This window comes from Mycobacterium sp. (genome assembly GCF_049647605.1).
GTDB lineage: Bacteria > Actinomycetota > Actinomycetes > Mycobacteriales > Mycobacteriaceae > Mycobacterium.
Genome location: NZ_JBARXZ010000231.1, coordinates 80850 through 95983, shown reverse-complemented (window position 1 = coordinate 95983; position 15134 = coordinate 80850). Strand labels below are relative to the sequence as shown.

Annotated in this window: 14 protein-coding genes; 11 read left to right on the top strand and 3 right to left on the bottom strand. The window is 65.2% G+C overall.

Annotation, left to right across the window (positions count from 1 at the left end):
* The first annotated feature begins 171 nt into the window (after positions 1 to 171).
* Both fdxA and dapC read left to right on the top strand, forming a co-directional pair.
* Positions 172 to 495 (top strand): ferredoxin, encoded by a 324-nt coding sequence (gene fdxA, locus WBB07_RS28695; RefSeq protein WP_526313011.1) that lies wholly within the window; start codon positions 172 to 174, stop codon positions 493 to 495.
* Between the two features lie 15 nt (positions 496 to 510).
* On the top strand, positions 511 to 1608 hold the full coding sequence (gene dapC, locus WBB07_RS28690) for a succinyldiaminopimelate transaminase (protein ID WP_526313059.1): 1098 nt from the start codon (positions 511 to 513) through the stop codon (positions 1606 to 1608).
* A 39-nt stretch (positions 1609 to 1647) separates the two neighbouring features.
* On the opposite strand, the gene WBB07_RS28685 is transcribed toward dapC, so the two are convergent.
* Positions 1648 to 2778 carry an ABC transporter ATP-binding protein gene (locus WBB07_RS28685; protein ID WP_526313009.1) on the bottom strand — a complete coding sequence of 377 codons (1131 nt, stop codon included), beginning with the start codon at positions 2776 to 2778 and terminating at the stop codon, positions 1648 to 1650.
* Positions 2775 to 4487 carry an ABC transporter permease gene (locus tag WBB07_RS28680; protein WP_526313007.1) on the bottom strand — a complete coding sequence of 571 codons (1713 nt, stop codon included), beginning with the start codon at positions 4485 to 4487 and terminating at the stop codon, positions 2775 to 2777. Before WBB07_RS28680 ends, WBB07_RS28685 begins: the two co-directional genes overlap by 4 nt.
* Positions 4488 to 4665: 178 nt before the next feature.
* Between WBB07_RS28680 and WBB07_RS28675 the strand changes: the two genes are divergently transcribed.
* From WBB07_RS28675 to WBB07_RS28635, 9 genes are all read left to right on the top strand, one after another.
* Positions 4666 to 5793 (top strand): extracellular solute-binding protein, encoded by a 1128-nt coding sequence (locus WBB07_RS28675; protein WP_526313005.1) that lies wholly within the window; start codon positions 4666 to 4668, stop codon positions 5791 to 5793.
* Between the two features lie 27 nt (positions 5794 to 5820).
* Positions 5821 to 7170, top strand: a complete 1350-nt coding sequence (locus WBB07_RS28670) for a flavin monoamine oxidase family protein (protein ID WP_526313003.1) — start codon at positions 5821 to 5823, stop codon at positions 7168 to 7170.
* A 55-nt stretch (positions 7171 to 7225) separates the two neighbouring features.
* Positions 7226 to 7984: a FadR/GntR family transcriptional regulator gene (locus tag WBB07_RS28665; protein ID WP_526313001.1), complete on the top strand. Its 759-nt coding sequence runs from the start codon at positions 7226 to 7228 to the stop codon at positions 7982 to 7984.
* Positions 7981 to 8685 (top strand): cache domain-containing protein, encoded by a 705-nt coding sequence (locus tag WBB07_RS28660; RefSeq protein ID WP_526312999.1) that lies wholly within the window; start codon positions 7981 to 7983, stop codon positions 8683 to 8685. The genes WBB07_RS28665 and WBB07_RS28660 overlap by 4 nt, the downstream gene beginning before the upstream one ends.
* A gap of 212 nt (positions 8686 to 8897) precedes the next feature.
* Positions 8898 to 10073, top strand: coding sequence for an NAD(P)/FAD-dependent oxidoreductase (locus tag WBB07_RS28655; RefSeq protein WP_526312997.1), 1176 nt, complete (start codon positions 8898 to 8900; stop codon positions 10071 to 10073).
* A gap of 10 nt (positions 10074 to 10083) precedes the next feature.
* Positions 10084 to 11619, top strand: a complete 1536-nt coding sequence (locus WBB07_RS28650; RefSeq protein ID WP_526312995.1) for an aldehyde dehydrogenase family protein — start codon at positions 10084 to 10086, stop codon at positions 11617 to 11619.
* Positions 11619 to 12779 (top strand): aspartate aminotransferase family protein, encoded by a 1161-nt coding sequence (locus tag WBB07_RS28645; protein ID WP_526312993.1) that lies wholly within the window; start codon positions 11619 to 11621, stop codon positions 12777 to 12779. The genes WBB07_RS28650 and WBB07_RS28645 overlap by 1 nt, the downstream gene beginning before the upstream one ends.
* Before the next feature lie 266 nt (positions 12780 to 13045).
* Positions 13046 to 13627: a TetR family transcriptional regulator gene (locus WBB07_RS28640; RefSeq protein WP_526312991.1), complete on the top strand. Its 582-nt coding sequence runs from the start codon at positions 13046 to 13048 to the stop codon at positions 13625 to 13627.
* A 61-nt stretch (positions 13628 to 13688) separates the two neighbouring features.
* The gene (locus WBB07_RS28635; RefSeq protein ID WP_526312989.1) at positions 13689 to 14576 is read left to right on the top strand and encodes an alpha/beta fold hydrolase; all 888 of its coding nucleotides are present in this window, start codon (positions 13689 to 13691) and stop codon (positions 14574 to 14576) included.
* Here WBB07_RS28635 and WBB07_RS28630 read toward each other — a convergent pair.
* The gene (locus WBB07_RS28630) at positions 14564 to 15073 is read right to left on the bottom strand and encodes an Rv2253 family sensor-like surface protein (RefSeq protein ID WP_526312987.1); all 510 of its coding nucleotides are present in this window, start codon (positions 15071 to 15073) and stop codon (positions 14564 to 14566) included. The two genes, WBB07_RS28635 and WBB07_RS28630, sit on opposite strands and share 13 nt — an antisense overlap.
* Between the last annotated feature and the right edge of the window lie 61 nt (positions 15074 to 15134).

Sequence of the window (15134 nt, the reverse complement as noted above, 5' to 3'; positions counted from 1 at the left end):
TATGCGACGATTAGTATCAGTAATCGTGTGTCGTGACGACCGCGCGCGTAACTTAGGGCACACTGGCACAGACGTCCGGTTTCAGCCTCCGGATACTGGTCCAGCGACCTACCCCAGAACAAGTACGAACAGCCCGTCAAGTAGCCACTGACAGGAGCACGAGGAGACCCCGTGACATACGTGATCGCTCAACCCTGCGTCGACGTCAAAGACAAGGCGTGCATCGAGGAATGCCCCGTCGACTGCATCTACGAGGGCGCACGGATGCTGTACATCCACCCCGACGAATGCGTGGACTGCGGCGCTTGCGAACCGGTGTGCCCGGTCGAGGCCATCTTCTACGAGGACGATGTGCCCGACGACTGGAGCAGCTACACCCAGTCCAACGCCGACTTCTTCGACGAGCTCGGATCACCGGGCGGTGCCTCGAAGGTCGGTCAGACCGATCACGACCCGGCGGCGATCAAAGGATTGCCGCCCCAGGGCGAGGGCTGACGTACTGAGGTGACGTTGAGGCGCGTATCGGCGTCCCTGCCGGTCTTTCCCTGGGACACTCTGGCCGACGTCACGGCTACCGCCAGGGCGCACCCGGACGGGATCATCGACCTCTCGGTCGGGACACCCGTCGACCCGGTGGCGCCCCTGATCCGGGATGCCCTGGCGGCGGCGAGCTCGGCGCCGGGCTATCCGACAACCGCCGGCACATCCGCGCTGCGGGCCTCGGCTGTTTCCGCGCTCGCTCGGCGTTACGGCATCACCGGTGTTGCCGACGACGCGGTGCTGCCGGTGATCGGTACCAAAGAGTTGATCGCCTGGCTGCCGACGCTGCTCGGCCTGGGAAGTGCCGATCTGGTTGTGGTGCCCGAGCTGGCCTACCCGACGTACGACGTGGGTGCGCGGCTGGCGGGTGCGTCGGTGCTGGCCGCCGACTCGTTGACCCAGGTCGGCCCGCAGGCCCCGGCGCTGGTGTTCCTGAACTCGCCCAGCAATCCCACGGGGGCGGTGCTCGGCGTCGATCATCTGCGCAAAGTGGTCGGTTGGGCGCGGGAGCGCGGCGTGATCGTCGCCTCCGACGAGTGTTACCTCGGGCTTGCCTGGGACGCGGAGCCGGTTTCGGTGCTCCATCCGGCGGTGTGCGACGGTGACCACACCGGACTGCTGGCCATCCACTCGCTGTCGAAAACGTCGTCGCTGGCCGGCTATCGCGCGGGTTTTGTCGCCGGTGATCCTGCGCTGGTGGGGGAGTTGCTCGCCGTGCGCAAGCATGCCGGGATGATGGTTCCGGCGCCGATCCAGGGCGCGATGGTGGCTGCTCTCGACGATGACGCGCATGAGAAAGAGCAGCGGCATCGCTACGCGCGCCGCCGCGATCTCCTGCTGCCCGCGGTCCGCGCGGCAGGCTTCATCGTGGACCATTCCGAGGCCGGTCTCTACCTGTGGGCCACCCGCGACGAGCCGTGCCGGGACACTCTGGCGTGGCTGGCCGAACGTGGCATCCTGGTGGCTCCCGGTGAGTTCTACGGAGCTCGCGGCGCCCGGCACGTCCGGATGGCGCTGACGGCCACCGATGAACGCATCGATGCGGCCGTGCAGCGCCTCTCCGTATAGGAATCCGCCGGCGCCTGATGAAAGGCGCTGAGGGTTCGGCTATTCCGGGATGACGAGGGCGTGCCTGGCTTCCCATCCGAGCGCCACCTGAGCGCCGCGGTCACGTGGCTCTTCGCCGTCGTAGAGCAATGCTGTTGTCTGGCCCAGCTTTTCTGATTCGACGACGACACTGCGACTGTTGCCGAGGAATGTGGATTCGATGATGACCCCGGAGTCGACGTGCTGGATGCCGGGACGCGGTGCCGAGGACCCAGGTGGCCACACCCATACCCGTTCCGGGCGGACGGCGACCTTGAGCGACGTGTCCGCTACGCCGTAACCGCACAGTGCGGTGAAGCCGGCAGAGTTGTTGATCCTGGCAGTCACGGTGTCTCCGGCGCGGCCTTGCACCTCGGCGGTCCAGAGGTTCACCTCGCCGACGAAGTTGGCCACGAAAGAGTCACGCGGGCGGGTGTAGACCTCCTCGGGGGCGCCCACCTGCCTGATTTCTCCGTGATTCATCACCACAACGCGGTCGGACATGGTGAATGCTTCTTCTTGATCGTGGGTGACGTACAGCGTGGTGATGCCGGTTTCCCTTTGCACACGCCGGATTTCGTGCCCCAGCTGCTGGCGGAGCCGACGATCGAGGGCGCCGAGCGGCTCGTCGAGAAGGAGCACCTTCGGCACTGCCGAAATCGCCCGGCCGACGGCAACACGCTGCTGCTGGCCGCCGCTGAGCTGGTCGGGCCGTCGATCGGCGAGCGCAGTGAGCTCGACGAGGTCCAGTACTTCGGAGACACGCGCAGCTGCCTGTTTCTCGGGGGTCTTGCGCACATTGTGGGGGAAGTGGATGTTCTCGCGGGCGGTGAGGTGGGGAAACAGCGCATAGTTCTGGAACACCAGGCCGATCTCGCGCTTCTGCGGTGGCACCCCGGTGATGTCGCGGCCGGCGATGGAGATGGACCCGGAGGTCGCTTCGACCAGCCCTGCGAGTATGTGCAACAGCGAACTCTTGCCGGATCCGCTCGGACCCAGAAGCGTGATGAACTCGCCCGGTCGGACATCGAGGGAAACGCTGTCCAGGGCGGTGATCCCGCCGTATTCGTGGTGCAGGTCTCGGATCTCGATGAAGGGCTGCTGGGCTGGAGCCGCATTCGTTGCTGCAGCTGATGCCGGCGGGGTTGTCATGAAGGCCTCTTGTCGGGGGTAGGGCTGTTGGACGAAGGTTTCCGGGCACGGCGGGACCGCACTGCCTGCACCGCCACGAAGGCGGCACCGGACAGCAGGACCACCAGCATCAACATGGCCCCGATCGCCGCGATCACCGGGCTGGCGCCGCTCTTGAGCGAAGCATAGAAATTGACCGGCAAGGTCTTGTCGAAGCTGGTCTGGAACAGTGCGACCACCGCCTCGTCCCAGGAGCTGATGAAGGCCAACAGTGCAGCGCCGGCGATCGCCGGTATCACGGTCGGCACAACAACTTTGCGGAGTGCGTAGATGCGGCTGGCTCCCATGGTCCAGGCCGCCTTCTCCAAACTCGGGTCGACATTGTTGAGGGCCGCCGCCACCACCAAGTATGTGAAAGGCAGCGCCAGAATGGTTTCGACGAGGACCAGGCCCCACCAACTGCCCAGGATGCCGATCTGGTTCTGCACGTCGAACGTGCCGATGGCAAGCAGGATGACCGGAACGATCACCGGCAGATAGACGACACTGACCACCAGGGACTGTAAGCGGGGGCGGTGGTCGAGGTTGCGGACCCATCTGGCGACGAACACGGCGAGCACGATGCAGAGCACGGCCACTGCCAGTCCCACCGTGAGGCTCTTCTGGAGCGCGGCCGTCCAAACCGGGTCGGTGAGCGCGACGTGATACCAGTCGAGCGTGAAGCCTCGCGGTGGGAACACGATGGTGGCGTCGACACCCCACGACAGGGGGAACACAAAGGCGATCGGTGCAAACAGGAACGCGATCACCAGGAGGCTCACGGTCCACAGCCCGATTTTTGCCGGGCCGAACGGCAATTCTTCACCCCGCGACACCCCCTTCGATCCGGTTATCGCGATACCCGATCCGGCGGTGAGGCCGGTCATCCGGCCGGCGGCAGCAAATCCCACGCAGGTGACGATCAGCAACACCACTCCGAAGGCGCTGGCCGGGCCCCAGCGGTAGTTCTGCACCTGGGTGGCGATATAGGTGGAGACGGTCACGTCCCGCGGCCCACCCAGGATTGCCGGTGTCAGGAAGAAGCCGGTGGCAATGATGAAGTTCAGTAGCAGCGCACCCACGATCGATGCCCGCATCAGCGGAAGATAGACGGACATGAAGGCTTGTCTGCTGGAACAACCGAGTGATTTGGCCGCGCGGGTGAGGTTCGGGTCGATCCCGCTCATCGCGGCGAACAGCACCAGGATCATGTATGGCAAAAGGTAATTCACCATGCCGATGACGGTTCCGGTGGCGTTGAACAGCAGCGTTTGGCGGCCCACCCCGACGGCTTCCAGCACGTCGTTGACGGGCCCGTTGGAAGACAGCAGCTCCAGGAAAGCAAACAACCGGACCAGGATCGACACCCAGAACGGCAACAGCACCAACATGAACAGAATCGTCGACATCGACCGCTGCAGCCTGGACATGAGATAGGCGGTGGGAAACGCGAGCACAAACGTGATCAGGGTCGACACCGCCGCTGTCACCGCGGTATTCAGCAAGACGTCACGCAGCAGCGGATCGGTGAACAAGCTGAGGTAGTTGACCAGCGAGAACTCGGAGGGCCGGTACGACAGCGAGCCGTCCGGGTTCAGGCTGCGCACCGCGATGCTGGTGAGCGGCCAGAAGAAGAACACCCCGTAGAGGGCGGCCAAACCGGCCAGCAGTACAGCTGTTCCGGTACTCACTCTGGAGCGAAAGCGCTTTGCTGTCAGCGGCTTCCGTGGCGATGTCGACTCTTCGGGTGGCTCGGAACCAGCCTCCCGAAGGGCTTCTATAGCGGGTGTCACAGTTGTCCTCTTGACGTGAGCCAGATTAAAGATACAGTTCGATCGGTTAAAACAACCTGGCCCATAAGGAGCAGCGATGTCAAGAGCGAGATTCAAGCGGACGGCGGCGGTCTTGGCCGTGGCAGTCTGCAGCACCGCCGCTGTCGCATGCGGCAATTCCCAGGCGCCCACGCAGGCCGCCGGTGACTTCGACTCGTCGGTCTTTCCCGATTCGACCTTCCAAGGCCTCAGCGGCTCGCTGACCTGGTATGACTCCTCGGGCGGCCTGACCGCCGAAGCCAAGAACGAGACCGTTTGGAAGGACTTCACGGCACTGACCGGGCTGCCTTCCCAGGCTGAGTACACCGATGGCACGTCCACCAAGTTCCGGGCTGCTGCCGAATCCGGAAACGTGCCGTGGAACCTGGTGGAGTTCGGCACCGGTGGGGAGTACTTCCAGGCGGCCGAGGCGGGCCTGCTCGAAGAGGTCGATACCGATGTTGTGCCCGTCGACATGCTCGACGGTGCCAGTGTCGACAAGTACGGGATCAAGGTCGAGGACAACGCGTCGGTCCTGGTCTGGAATGCCAACGCCTTTGGCGGCAAGAAGCCCACGTCGTCGGCTGATCTGTTCAACGTGACCGATTTCCCCGGGAAACGCTGTCTGTACAAGTACCCCGTCAGCGGCGGCACCCTCGAGGTTGCGCTGCTCGCCGACGGTGTTCCCGCCGCGGAAATGTATCCCCTCGACGTTGATCGGGCGTTGGCCAAACTGGACACCATCAAGAACGACATCGTGTGGTGGGAGTCCGGCGCCACCGTTCTGCAGCTGCTCAACAACGGTGAATGCGCCATGGGCATGGTGTGGACCGGGCGCGTCTATGACGCCATCGTCCAGCAGAAACTCCCGTTGGAGTTCACCTGGGATGGCGGGATGACAACTGCGGCCTACTTCGCCGTGCCCAAGGGTGCGCCCAATCCGGAAGTGGGGCAGGCAGCACTTGCGATGTGGCTCCTGGACCGTAAGGGGCAGATCGGATTTGTGGATCGCACCACCTACACCACGGCGATCAAAGACCTGAGTGCCACCGACTACGACACCAAGGTGCAGCCCTATGTCGTGTCCAAAGACAACGCCGTCAACACGGTGGCCGAGAGCGCGGAGTACTACGCCACCAATCTCGACTCGGTGTCGAACGCCTTGGCGACGTTCCAGTCTCAGTAAATCAACGCATCACGAAACGGGAGAGAAATGCATCGCGTTGTGGACAGCCTCGACGGCGAGTACGACGTCGCAATCCTGGGAGGCGGATTTGCCGGAGCGACGGCATCGCGCCGACTCACCAGGGCCGGGCTGCGGGTTCTGATAATCGAAGCACGAGACCGGCTTTCCGGCCGAATGTGGTCGCAGCAGGACTTTTTCGAAGGCCACGCCGTGGAATGGGGTGGAGCATTCATGCTCGACCGCGACAGCTACCCGCTGACGTGGCAAGAGATCGATGAACACGCCCTCGAGCTGGAATGGGGTTCCCTCGAGGAGACCGCCCTCATCTGGCTCTCGGGCGGTGAGCGGCGCGTGGGCTCCATGCCGGTGCCGGTGGACGAACTGGCGTCTTTCGAACGGCTGATCGTCCGGATCTCGCAGCTGGCATCGCGTATCGACCCCGACCTGCCCATCGAGGAGCAGGACGTCTCCGAGCTCGACGTTCCGTGGCCAACCCTGCTGGCGGACTTGGAACTCGGAACGCACACCCGGGAACTGTTCGAGGCCCACATCGTGACCCTGGCCGGGGACTCTTGGGATGTGCCGTCGGCGTTGCCTCTGCTGCATGCGATCTCGAAGAGTGGCTCGGTCGCCGCCGCGACATTCTTTGCGGCACCGTACGACACCCCGATGGCGCGAACCCTGGGTCCCCAGCTCGCGCACGGAACAGGCGCCTTGTACGACGCGGTGATGGCCGGATCGGATGCCGACGTGGTGTTCGGCGCAAAAGTCACCGCCGTCCACGACGCCGGTCCGAACGTCAACGTGCAGACCACCGCCGGTGAGGTCACGGTGCGGGCGGTGGTGAGCGCGCTGCCCATCGGGGTGCTTTCCGACATCCAGTTCACCCCGGAGCTCTCGGACGAGCTGCAAACCCTCGCCTCGCAGGGAGTGGCCGCGCAGGCCGAGAAGGTCACCGCCTTTGTCAGCAACTGTCCCGAGCCGTTCTACGCCCACGGTATTCCTGCTGGGGGCGGCTTCGCTACGGCGTCCACCACTTTCCACGAAGGTGACCGCGCGATCGTCGTGGGTTTCACCTCCGAGGCGGGGGTGATCGACGTCAACGACGCGGCTGCTGTGGAGAAGTCGCTGCAGCAGTATGTGCCCGGCATCAAGGTCGATGCGGTCGCTTGGCATGATTGGGCGGGTGATGCGCTTTCCCGCGGCACCTGGAGCTACCTGCGGCCGGGCCAAACGGCGATCAGGCCGAGAGCTCGGCAGCCTCGGGGCCGAATCGCGTTTGCCGGTTCGGATTTCGACTCGCGTCTCGGGGTCGAGGGTGCGCTGTACACCGGCGAACTTGCCGCCGGTGAGGTGTTGGGCATACTTGGTCACTGAGCTGACGCCGGGGCGAGATGGCTCACGCACGAACGTGAAAGTTGGTTAGACGTCGATGGCGGTACCGCAAACGTCGGACATTCTGCGTGAGGTCATCTTCGCGCCACTGGAGCACGGTGGGCGGACCCAGGTCATCTTCGATCGGCTGCGTAATGCCGTGGCGCTCGACGTGTTCAAAGACGGTGAGCAGCTGCCGCCGGAGACCGAACTGGCTGCGCAACTGGGTATCTCTCCGGTCACGTTGCGGGATGCGCTCGGCCTCATGCGGGATGCGGGGCTGGTGGAGACCAGACGCGGCCGCACCGGCGGTAGCTTCGTTCGGCGTAATGGTTACGACCCGGTGGCTCACGGTCGTTCCCGGTTGGCCGAGATGTCGCTGGTCGATTTGAGGGATCTGTCCGACTGGCGGATCTCGATCAATGAAGCCGCCGTATCACTGGCGGCCGAGCGGGCGTCCGACGATGAAGTCAGCGGAATGGCGCAGCACGTCGAAAGCTTTGTCAAGGCTCGGAATTCGGCGGCGGCGCGGCGAGCGGAGGGACGGCTCTACATTGCCATGGCAGCTGCATCGCAGTCGGTTCGATTGACCCGGGCCACCGTCGCGTGTGTCATCGACTACGGGCCCTTGCTGTCGGTCGCCTACCGGGATTCCAAACTGCGGACCAGGGTTTCTCGACATCACGAGTCCTTGCTGACTGCTGTCGACGACGGCAGCCGGGAGGATGCCGCACGGGCGGTCCGTGAGGCCGGCCTCGACGTCGCGGTGGGACTGGCAGGCAGCAGGATCGGTTCGACCGTAGGGAATCGGAAATGACCCGCCAGGGGAGTGACGAGCAGAAGATCATGGCGTTCACTGCCCAGGTGGCAGCCCGCATCGATGCCGTGGTCGGCAAGCTGACAGCAATTGTGTCCGAGATGCCGATGTCCGAAGACGAGTTCGGCTACTTCGTGGATGCCACCAAAGAGCTTCTGGTGCAGCGTGACGACGGCGACGCGCTTGCCGGGGCAGGCTACGCGGTGGACTGCACCGACTCGGCCCGCCCGCCGGCAATGGTGTGGTGGGTCGAGCGTGGTGGTGTGGTGGCCGAACGGTCGCACAGTTCCGATCCGGACTCCGAGAGTTTCTACGATTACGCCGCGCTGCGGTGGTTTCGGAACCCCAGGGACAGTGGAGATCCGACACTCTCGGGGCCGTTCATCGACACCTGGGGCTCGGACGACTACACCGTGACGGTCTCGGTGCCCGTGCCGGGGCTGTCGGCACTGCGGGGCGTGGTGGCGGCAGATGTGGACGTTCGCCGGTTCATCGATTCGTTGGCGGCCGACCTGGTCCGGATGCCGTTCCCGCTGGCGCTGGTCAACGAGTCCGATCGGGTGGTGGTCTCCACGGTGCCATCGCTGAGCACCGGGCTTCCGATCACGCCGAGATCTGCCCGCGCGAAGTCTGAAACGGTTGTGCAACAACGCTTCAATGTGTCGAACTACGGCTGGTCGGTAGTGGTGCTGTCGAGCTGACAGCCCAGAGCGAGAGGCGGCTGCCGGCGGGCTTCGCCGGGTGATGGCGCGTCGAATCCGGTGAGGGCTCAGGGTTGAAGATTTGTTCTTCACCGCCTCGCGGGCCTTGCCCTTAAAAAGACTCAACTATATGATTTAGCCATGCCGAGCATCGGCATGGCGGGTGGCCGCACACTGCGGGCCGCTCCCAACATTCTTCTCTTGGAGGCGAAATGGCGTCGACCCCTGCCGTGGTCGTGATCGGTGGTGGCGTCCTAGGGCTGTCGACTGCGTTGGAGCTCGTCGATCGGGGAGTGGGCGACGTCACCGTGATCGAACGGTCGCATCCGGGTGAGGGCTCCTCCGGGCGATCGGTGGGCATGGTGGAAACGCAATACTTCCGCCCCGACGATGTAGAGGCGCGTGTCTACGGGCGGCGGTTCTACGACCGGATTGCCGCCGAACACGGCCTGAACTTCGTCTCGTGCGGGTATCTGCGGCTGGGCTCGACGGCGGCCGACATCGAGACCTTCGAGCGGAGTTTGACCACCCAACGGGGATTCGGCGTTTCCGACGCATATGTCCTGTCCGCCGACGAGATCGCAGCCAGATGGCCGCAGCTGGTGACCGCGGACCGAATCGGGGGCCTTTACGGTGAATCCGACGGCTATATCGACGGATACGAGTACTGCACCATTGCGGCCCGATTGATCGCCGAACGGGGCGGGCGGGTGTCGGTGAACACCGAACTGCTCGGTGCGGCCGTCACTTCGGGCGGGCGGTGGGAGCTGGACACGACAAAGGGAAAGCTCACCGCCGATATCGTCGTGAACGCTGCCGGCGCGTGGGCCGCCCGAGTGGGTGAGCTCCTCGGGGCGCCTATCGCTTTGCATCCGCAGCTGCACGGTGCGATCACTGTCGACCTGCGCAAGCCGATGGACCCGATGTTGCCGTTTGTCATGGACTACGTTCCCGATTCGGGGACCGACGGCGTCTACTTCCGATCCGAACGTGTCGATCAGCTGATTGCCGGTCTCCACACCGACGAAGGGGTGCATGAGCCGGTCTCTCCTGACGTGAAACTGCGGCGAGTCACCGACGACGAAGTGGAACGAGTCCTGACGCTGATGGCCGAGCGACTTCACATCGTCGATGACCTGACCATCAGCGGGAGTTGGCAGGGTATCTATCCGATGAGTCCCGATCACCGTCCGGTCGTGGGACGCCATCCGGGGCAACCCACGGTGGTCTGCGCTCTGGGAGCCGGCGGATCGGGAATCCAGCTGGCACCGGCGGTCGGTCTTGTTGCCGCCGAAGCCGTTCTCGATGTCACTCCGACCTTCGGCTGGACCCAGTCGTGGGCCCCCGATCGCGAATCCGTATCTGCGCCAACTCAACCCACTGCCTGAAAGGGCCGACATGACAACACTGAATTACGGAAGCACCTCGCTGGACCCGGAGCTCGATCGTCAGTTCGAGGACCAGCTCGCGGCAGCGCGGGCGCAGGTGCCCGAGCCGCTGGGGCACGTCATCACCGGTGAGGACCGCCGCGAGGGTGAGGTGTTCGAGCGTCGTGACCCCAGCGACCCGAACCGGGTGGTGGCACGTGCACACGCCGCCACCAAGCAGACCGTCGACGCGGCGGTCGACGCGGCGGCCGCGGCAGCCCGCAACTGGCGGTTGCTGTCGGCCGAAGACCGCGCAACGGCTCTGCGTGCAGCCAAATCCCGTTTCCTGGAGGACGCGGTGGCGATCGCAGCCACCATCTCCGCCGAGACCGGCAAGTCACGCATTGAATCATTGGCCGAGGCACAGGAATCGGCCGATCTGATCGAGCACTACTGCGCACAGCTGGAACTCAACAACGGCTTTGTGACACCGCTTCGGCCCACGGCCACCGACACGAGCACCGACGTTCTCCGGCCTTACGGAGTATTCGCGGTGCTGGCGCCGTTCAACTTTCCCGTCGCACTGGCGGTGAACATGGCTGCCGGCGCGCTGGTGACGGGTAACACCGTGGTGCTCAAGCCGTCGGACAAGACGCCCCGATCGACCGCCCTGGCCGCGCAGATCCTTGCCGAGTTCCTTCCCCCGGGTGTGTTGAACGTAGTCCACGGCGGGGCCGACACAGGTCGGATTCTGGCCGAGTCCGCTGTGGACGGCATCGCCTTCACCGGGTCTGCGGACGTCGGCTGGGGGATCATCCGTGGGTTGTCCAACGCGGCGTACTCCAAGCCCGTGCTGGCGGAAATGGGCGGCAGCAACCCCGCCATCGTGATGGCCACCGCCGACCTCGACGATGCGGTGGAAGGCATTGCCCGGTCGGCCTATGGGTTCTCCGGCCAAAAGTGCAGTGCAACAAGACGTGTGGTGGTGGACCGCCCGGTTCACGATGAACTCGTGGAGCGACTGAAGGCGCGTATCGAGCAGATCGTGGTCGGTGACCCCTCCTCGGCGGGCGTGTTCGTCGGTCCGCTGATCGACGAGAACATCACCGCCCGGGTGCAGTCGGCGCTGGAGCTCGCCCGCGCTGACGGGGCAACGGTGATCACCACCCCGACCCCCGAGGGCGCCGGACATTTCATTTCTCCGACCGTCATCACCGGACTTCCGCGTGGGCACCGTCTCACGCGCGACGAGCTCTTTGCGCCGGTGGTCACGGTGACCGTCGTCGACGGCATCGACGACGCGCTGGCCGAGGCGAACGCGGTCGATTATGGATTGTCTGCAGGAATCTTCAGCGCAGTCGAAGAGGAAACCGACCGGTTCCTCGATGAGATCGAGGCCGGCGTCGTGTACGTGAACCGGCGTGAGGGCGCCACCACCGGGGCGTGGCCCGGCTTGCAGTCATTCTGTGGCTGGAAAGCCAGTGGCTCATCGGGCAAGGGCGGACTGGGGCCCTGGTACCTGCCCGGGTTCATGCGCGAGCAGAGTCGCACTGTCAGCTCGCGATAATGAGTACCGCAGCCGAGCTCTATTCGCGAGCCGCCGGGGTGATGCCCGGCGGCAACACCCGCTCCACGGTGTTCGTGGCACCCCACCCGCCGTATGCGGTGGCGGGGGAGGGTGCGATCGTCACCGATTCGGCCGGTCACCAGACGATTGACTGCAACAACAACTACACGGCCCTGATTCACGGGCACGCCGATCCCGAGATCCTGGCCGCGGCCACTGCCGTCGCGGCCCGGGGAACAGCGTTCGGGCTTCCGACATCGTATGAAGTCGAGATGGCCGAGTTGCTGAGCGCACGAACCGGCATGGCGCGCTGGCGGTTCTGTAACTCCGGAACCGAAGCCGTGATGATGCTGATCCGGGGCGCGCGTGCGTACACCGGACGTGATCTTGTGGTGCGATTCGACGGTAGCTACCACGGAACGTATGACGGCGTGGTCGCGGCCGATGCACCCGGTGTGCCCGGCAGCGTCTCCGAGGCGTCGGTGACGCTCCCGCAGAACGACACCGCTGCCCTCGAAGAAACGATGAGTCAGCTCGGCGATCGGGTTGCGGTGATCCTGCTCGACCTGATGCCCAACCGTGCCGGGCTGCGCCCGGTGTCCGCTGAATTCGCCTCCGCGGCACGACGGTTGGCCACCGAGCACGGTGCGTTGCTGGCGATCGACGAAGTCATCACCTATCGCCTGGGGGTGGGGGGCTTGCACCAGCAGTACCAGCTGGTGCCTGACCTCATCTCACTGGGCAAGGTGATCGGCGGCGGGTTCCCGGTGGGCGCGGTAGGGGGGCGTGCCGACGTACTGGAGGCTTTCAGCCCGCTGGGTGACGGACCGGTCGCCTGGGGCGGCACGTTCAGTGCAAACCCCGTCACCATGGTGGCAGGGTTGGTCGCTTTGCGGCGGTTCACCGAAACCGATATCGCCGCCTTGAATGCCTGCGGAGACGCACTGCGTCATCGTCTCCGCGCAGCCGGTCTGGTGGTCAACGGAAGCGGCTCACTGCTGCGGTTGGTGGTGCAGGACTCGGCCACGATGTGGTGGCGGCTGTACAACGCCGGGGTGCTCGTCGGCACCAATGGCTTGCTCGCGCTGTCCACGGCCATGTCGGCAGAACATGTTGACTTGATCGGGCAACGGGTCATCGCAGCCTGCACGGAGCGATAGCCGATGGCGCTGATGTCATTTCCGCACCGTGTCATCGAGATACGGTTCTTGGGATTCCGCGGCTGCATCCACCTCGGCGGTCCGCAATGTGGCGGGGCGGACGGAGTCTCCCGCACGCGGCGCCCGGCCCACGGGCCGGCGCCGCGGCGAACAGGTGGTTGCACCCCCTCTGTCAAGGCATCGACGTCAATTCACTTCGACGGCCGGCGCGCCACACCGGCTCTCGGGCCAGGGGTGAGCGTGCCGGGTGCCCGTATAGTTGATCGATGCCCGAGTCTCTGACGCTGTCCGAGCGCAAACGTGTGGCCAACCGTGAGCGCATCGCCGCCGCAGCGGCCGCACTGGTGGCACAGAACGGGCTGGCAGGGGCCACCGTCGAGCAGATCTCCGAGGAAGCAGAGGTGGGCCGGGCCACCTTCTTCCGGTACTTCAGCTCCAAGGAAGCTGCTGTGGCGGAGGGCATCTCGCGACAATGGCTGGACCGTATCGCCGGTGCCGTGGCAGCCCAGCCGGTGGAGTTGTCCGCGCCGGAAGCGGTGATCGCCGCATTCAGCAGCCTTGCTGAGGGATTCGCTGAAATCGACGCCCAGGTCCGCGACTTGGCGCTGCTGACCCGAAAGGCACCGGCCTTGAGTGCCTGGATGCTGAAGGTCTACGTCGGCTACGAGAACGCGATCGCGGACCTGGTGACGTCGCGGTTCCCGGGTATCGCACCCGACGATCCACGCCCACGTCTACTCGGGGCGCTGGCCATGGCGTCGGTGCGAATCGCACTCGATGACTGGCTGGACCACGGAGGTTCGCTACCGGACCGGGTGCACACCGCGCTGACGGCCTATCTGGAGTGAGGCGGCAGCCTCGACCGGCGCGACACACCGGTGACGGCGGAGCTCTCGCTACTGTGGAGCCGTGACATCTGCGGACCTTCCCGGTTCCGGCCTTCTGGGTCGCGACCGCTTGATCACCACTGCCGACGGCCGAAGGCTGCGCACCATGGTGGACGGTCCCGATGCCGGCACGCTGGTGATTCTGGAGGCGGGCCTGGGGGCCAGCGCGTTGTACTGGCTGCCGGTACAACGGCTGTTGCGGGACCGCTACCGCGTGGTGGCCTACGACCGGGCCGGGATCGGGGGCAGCGATCCGAGCACCCGACCGCGGACATTGGAGGCTCTCGCCGCTGATCTGGACGTCGTGATCGATGCGTTCCCGCACCGGAAGGTGGTGCTTGTCGGGCACAGCTGGGGCGGGCCCATCATCCGCGTGGCGGCGGCTCGGCGGTTGGCTGCCGGACAACACGATGTCGCCGGTCTGGTGCTGGTCGACCAGACAGATGAGAACAATCCGCTGTTCTTCACGCGCCGGGTTCGCCGGCAGTTTGCGGTGGCGGCCGCCGCCATGCGGGCGCTGGCCGGCGTGACACGGGTGCTGCCGATGGCCCGGTTGCTGAACACGAGCCGGATAACGCCGTTTCGCCGGGCGATGGTCGAAGCCACGCTTTCCCCCTCTGCGGCGCGATCGGCGGCAGCCGAGCTGCGGCCCGTGATCGATCAGCTGCGGTGGCTGCATGAGCGGCCACTCGACTTGGGCGACATACCGATTCGAGTGCTGTCGGGCCAGCAGACACCGCGGTTCGGTCAGCGATCCCGTGTGGAACTCATTGCCGGACACCGTAAGACAGCCGACGATCACCCGGGAGGGCAGTTTGTGCCCGCGTACCGGTCCGAGCATCAGATCCCGACCACCGAACCCGATCTGATCGCTGACCAGGTCCGCCAGGTGGAAGATCAGGCGGGATAGGCGGCGACGGGCATCAGGACGTTACCGCGGCACGCTCCGCTGAGGATGTCGGTGTGCCAGGTGCCCTGCAGGGAACCGTCGGGCTGTGGGGTGTAGAACACCCAGGACTGTGCGGGGCTGAACAGCCGGGGAGCACCCTCGCCGTGATAGCACTCCCACTGCCAGTCGTAGGCGAACGTCCACTGCGAACCATTCCAGGTGTAACGCTGCGGCTGCGGAATCGTCGGGTTACTCGGTGCCGGACCGTCGACGGCGGTGGCAACACATCGTGCGGAGCAGGTGGTCACAAAGGTGTACTGGGCACTGAAATTCGGCTCGGACTGGCGGGCCGCCGCGCTGGTGCCGGCCTTCTGGGAGGCGTAGGTCACCACTGTGAAGCGGCCGGACCACTGCTGGCCGGCGGCCTGGGCGGTCACCACCGCGGCGAACATCCCCGCCACAACTGCTGACACCGCGGCCACCGCGGTCAGCCAACGGCGCAGACCCCGGACCGACATGTTGTGCTGCGCTCCTTCGATGTTCCCTCTACTGGAAACACCACGTTAGCTGCGCTATCCG

What these genes read in the sequence shown, in the direction of transcription:
- WBB07_RS28685 (WP_526313009.1), bottom strand. Translation starts at nt 2,778, where the DNA reads ATGACAACCCCGCCGGCATCAGCTGCAGCAACGAATGCGGCTCCAGCC.
- WBB07_RS28675 (WP_526313005.1), top strand. Translation starts at nt 4,666, where the DNA reads ATGTCAAGAGCGAGATTCAAGCGGACGGCGGCGGTCTTGGCCGTGGCA.
- WBB07_RS28670 (WP_526313003.1), top strand. Translation starts at nt 5,821, where the DNA reads ATGCATCGCGTTGTGGACAGCCTCGACGGCGAGTACGACGTCGCAATC.
- WBB07_RS28665 (WP_526313001.1), top strand. Translation starts at nt 7,226, where the DNA reads ATGGCGGTACCGCAAACGTCGGACATTCTGCGTGAGGTCATCTTCGCG.
- WBB07_RS28660 (WP_526312999.1), top strand. Translation starts at nt 7,981, where the DNA reads ATGACCCGCCAGGGGAGTGACGAGCAGAAGATCATGGCGTTCACTGCC.
- WBB07_RS28655 (WP_526312997.1), top strand. Translation starts at nt 8,898, where the DNA reads ATGGCGTCGACCCCTGCCGTGGTCGTGATCGGTGGTGGCGTCCTAGGG.
- WBB07_RS28650 (WP_526312995.1), top strand. Translation starts at nt 10,084, where the DNA reads ATGACAACACTGAATTACGGAAGCACCTCGCTGGACCCGGAGCTCGAT.
- WBB07_RS28645 (WP_526312993.1), top strand. Translation starts at nt 11,619, where the DNA reads ATGAGTACCGCAGCCGAGCTCTATTCGCGAGCCGCCGGGGTGATGCCC.
- WBB07_RS28640 (WP_526312991.1), top strand. Translation starts at nt 13,046, where the DNA reads ATGCCCGAGTCTCTGACGCTGTCCGAGCGCAAACGTGTGGCCAACCGT.
- WBB07_RS28630 (WP_526312987.1), bottom strand. Translation starts at nt 15,073, where the DNA reads ATGTCGGTCCGGGGTCTGCGCCGTTGGCTGACCGCGGTGGCCGCGGTG.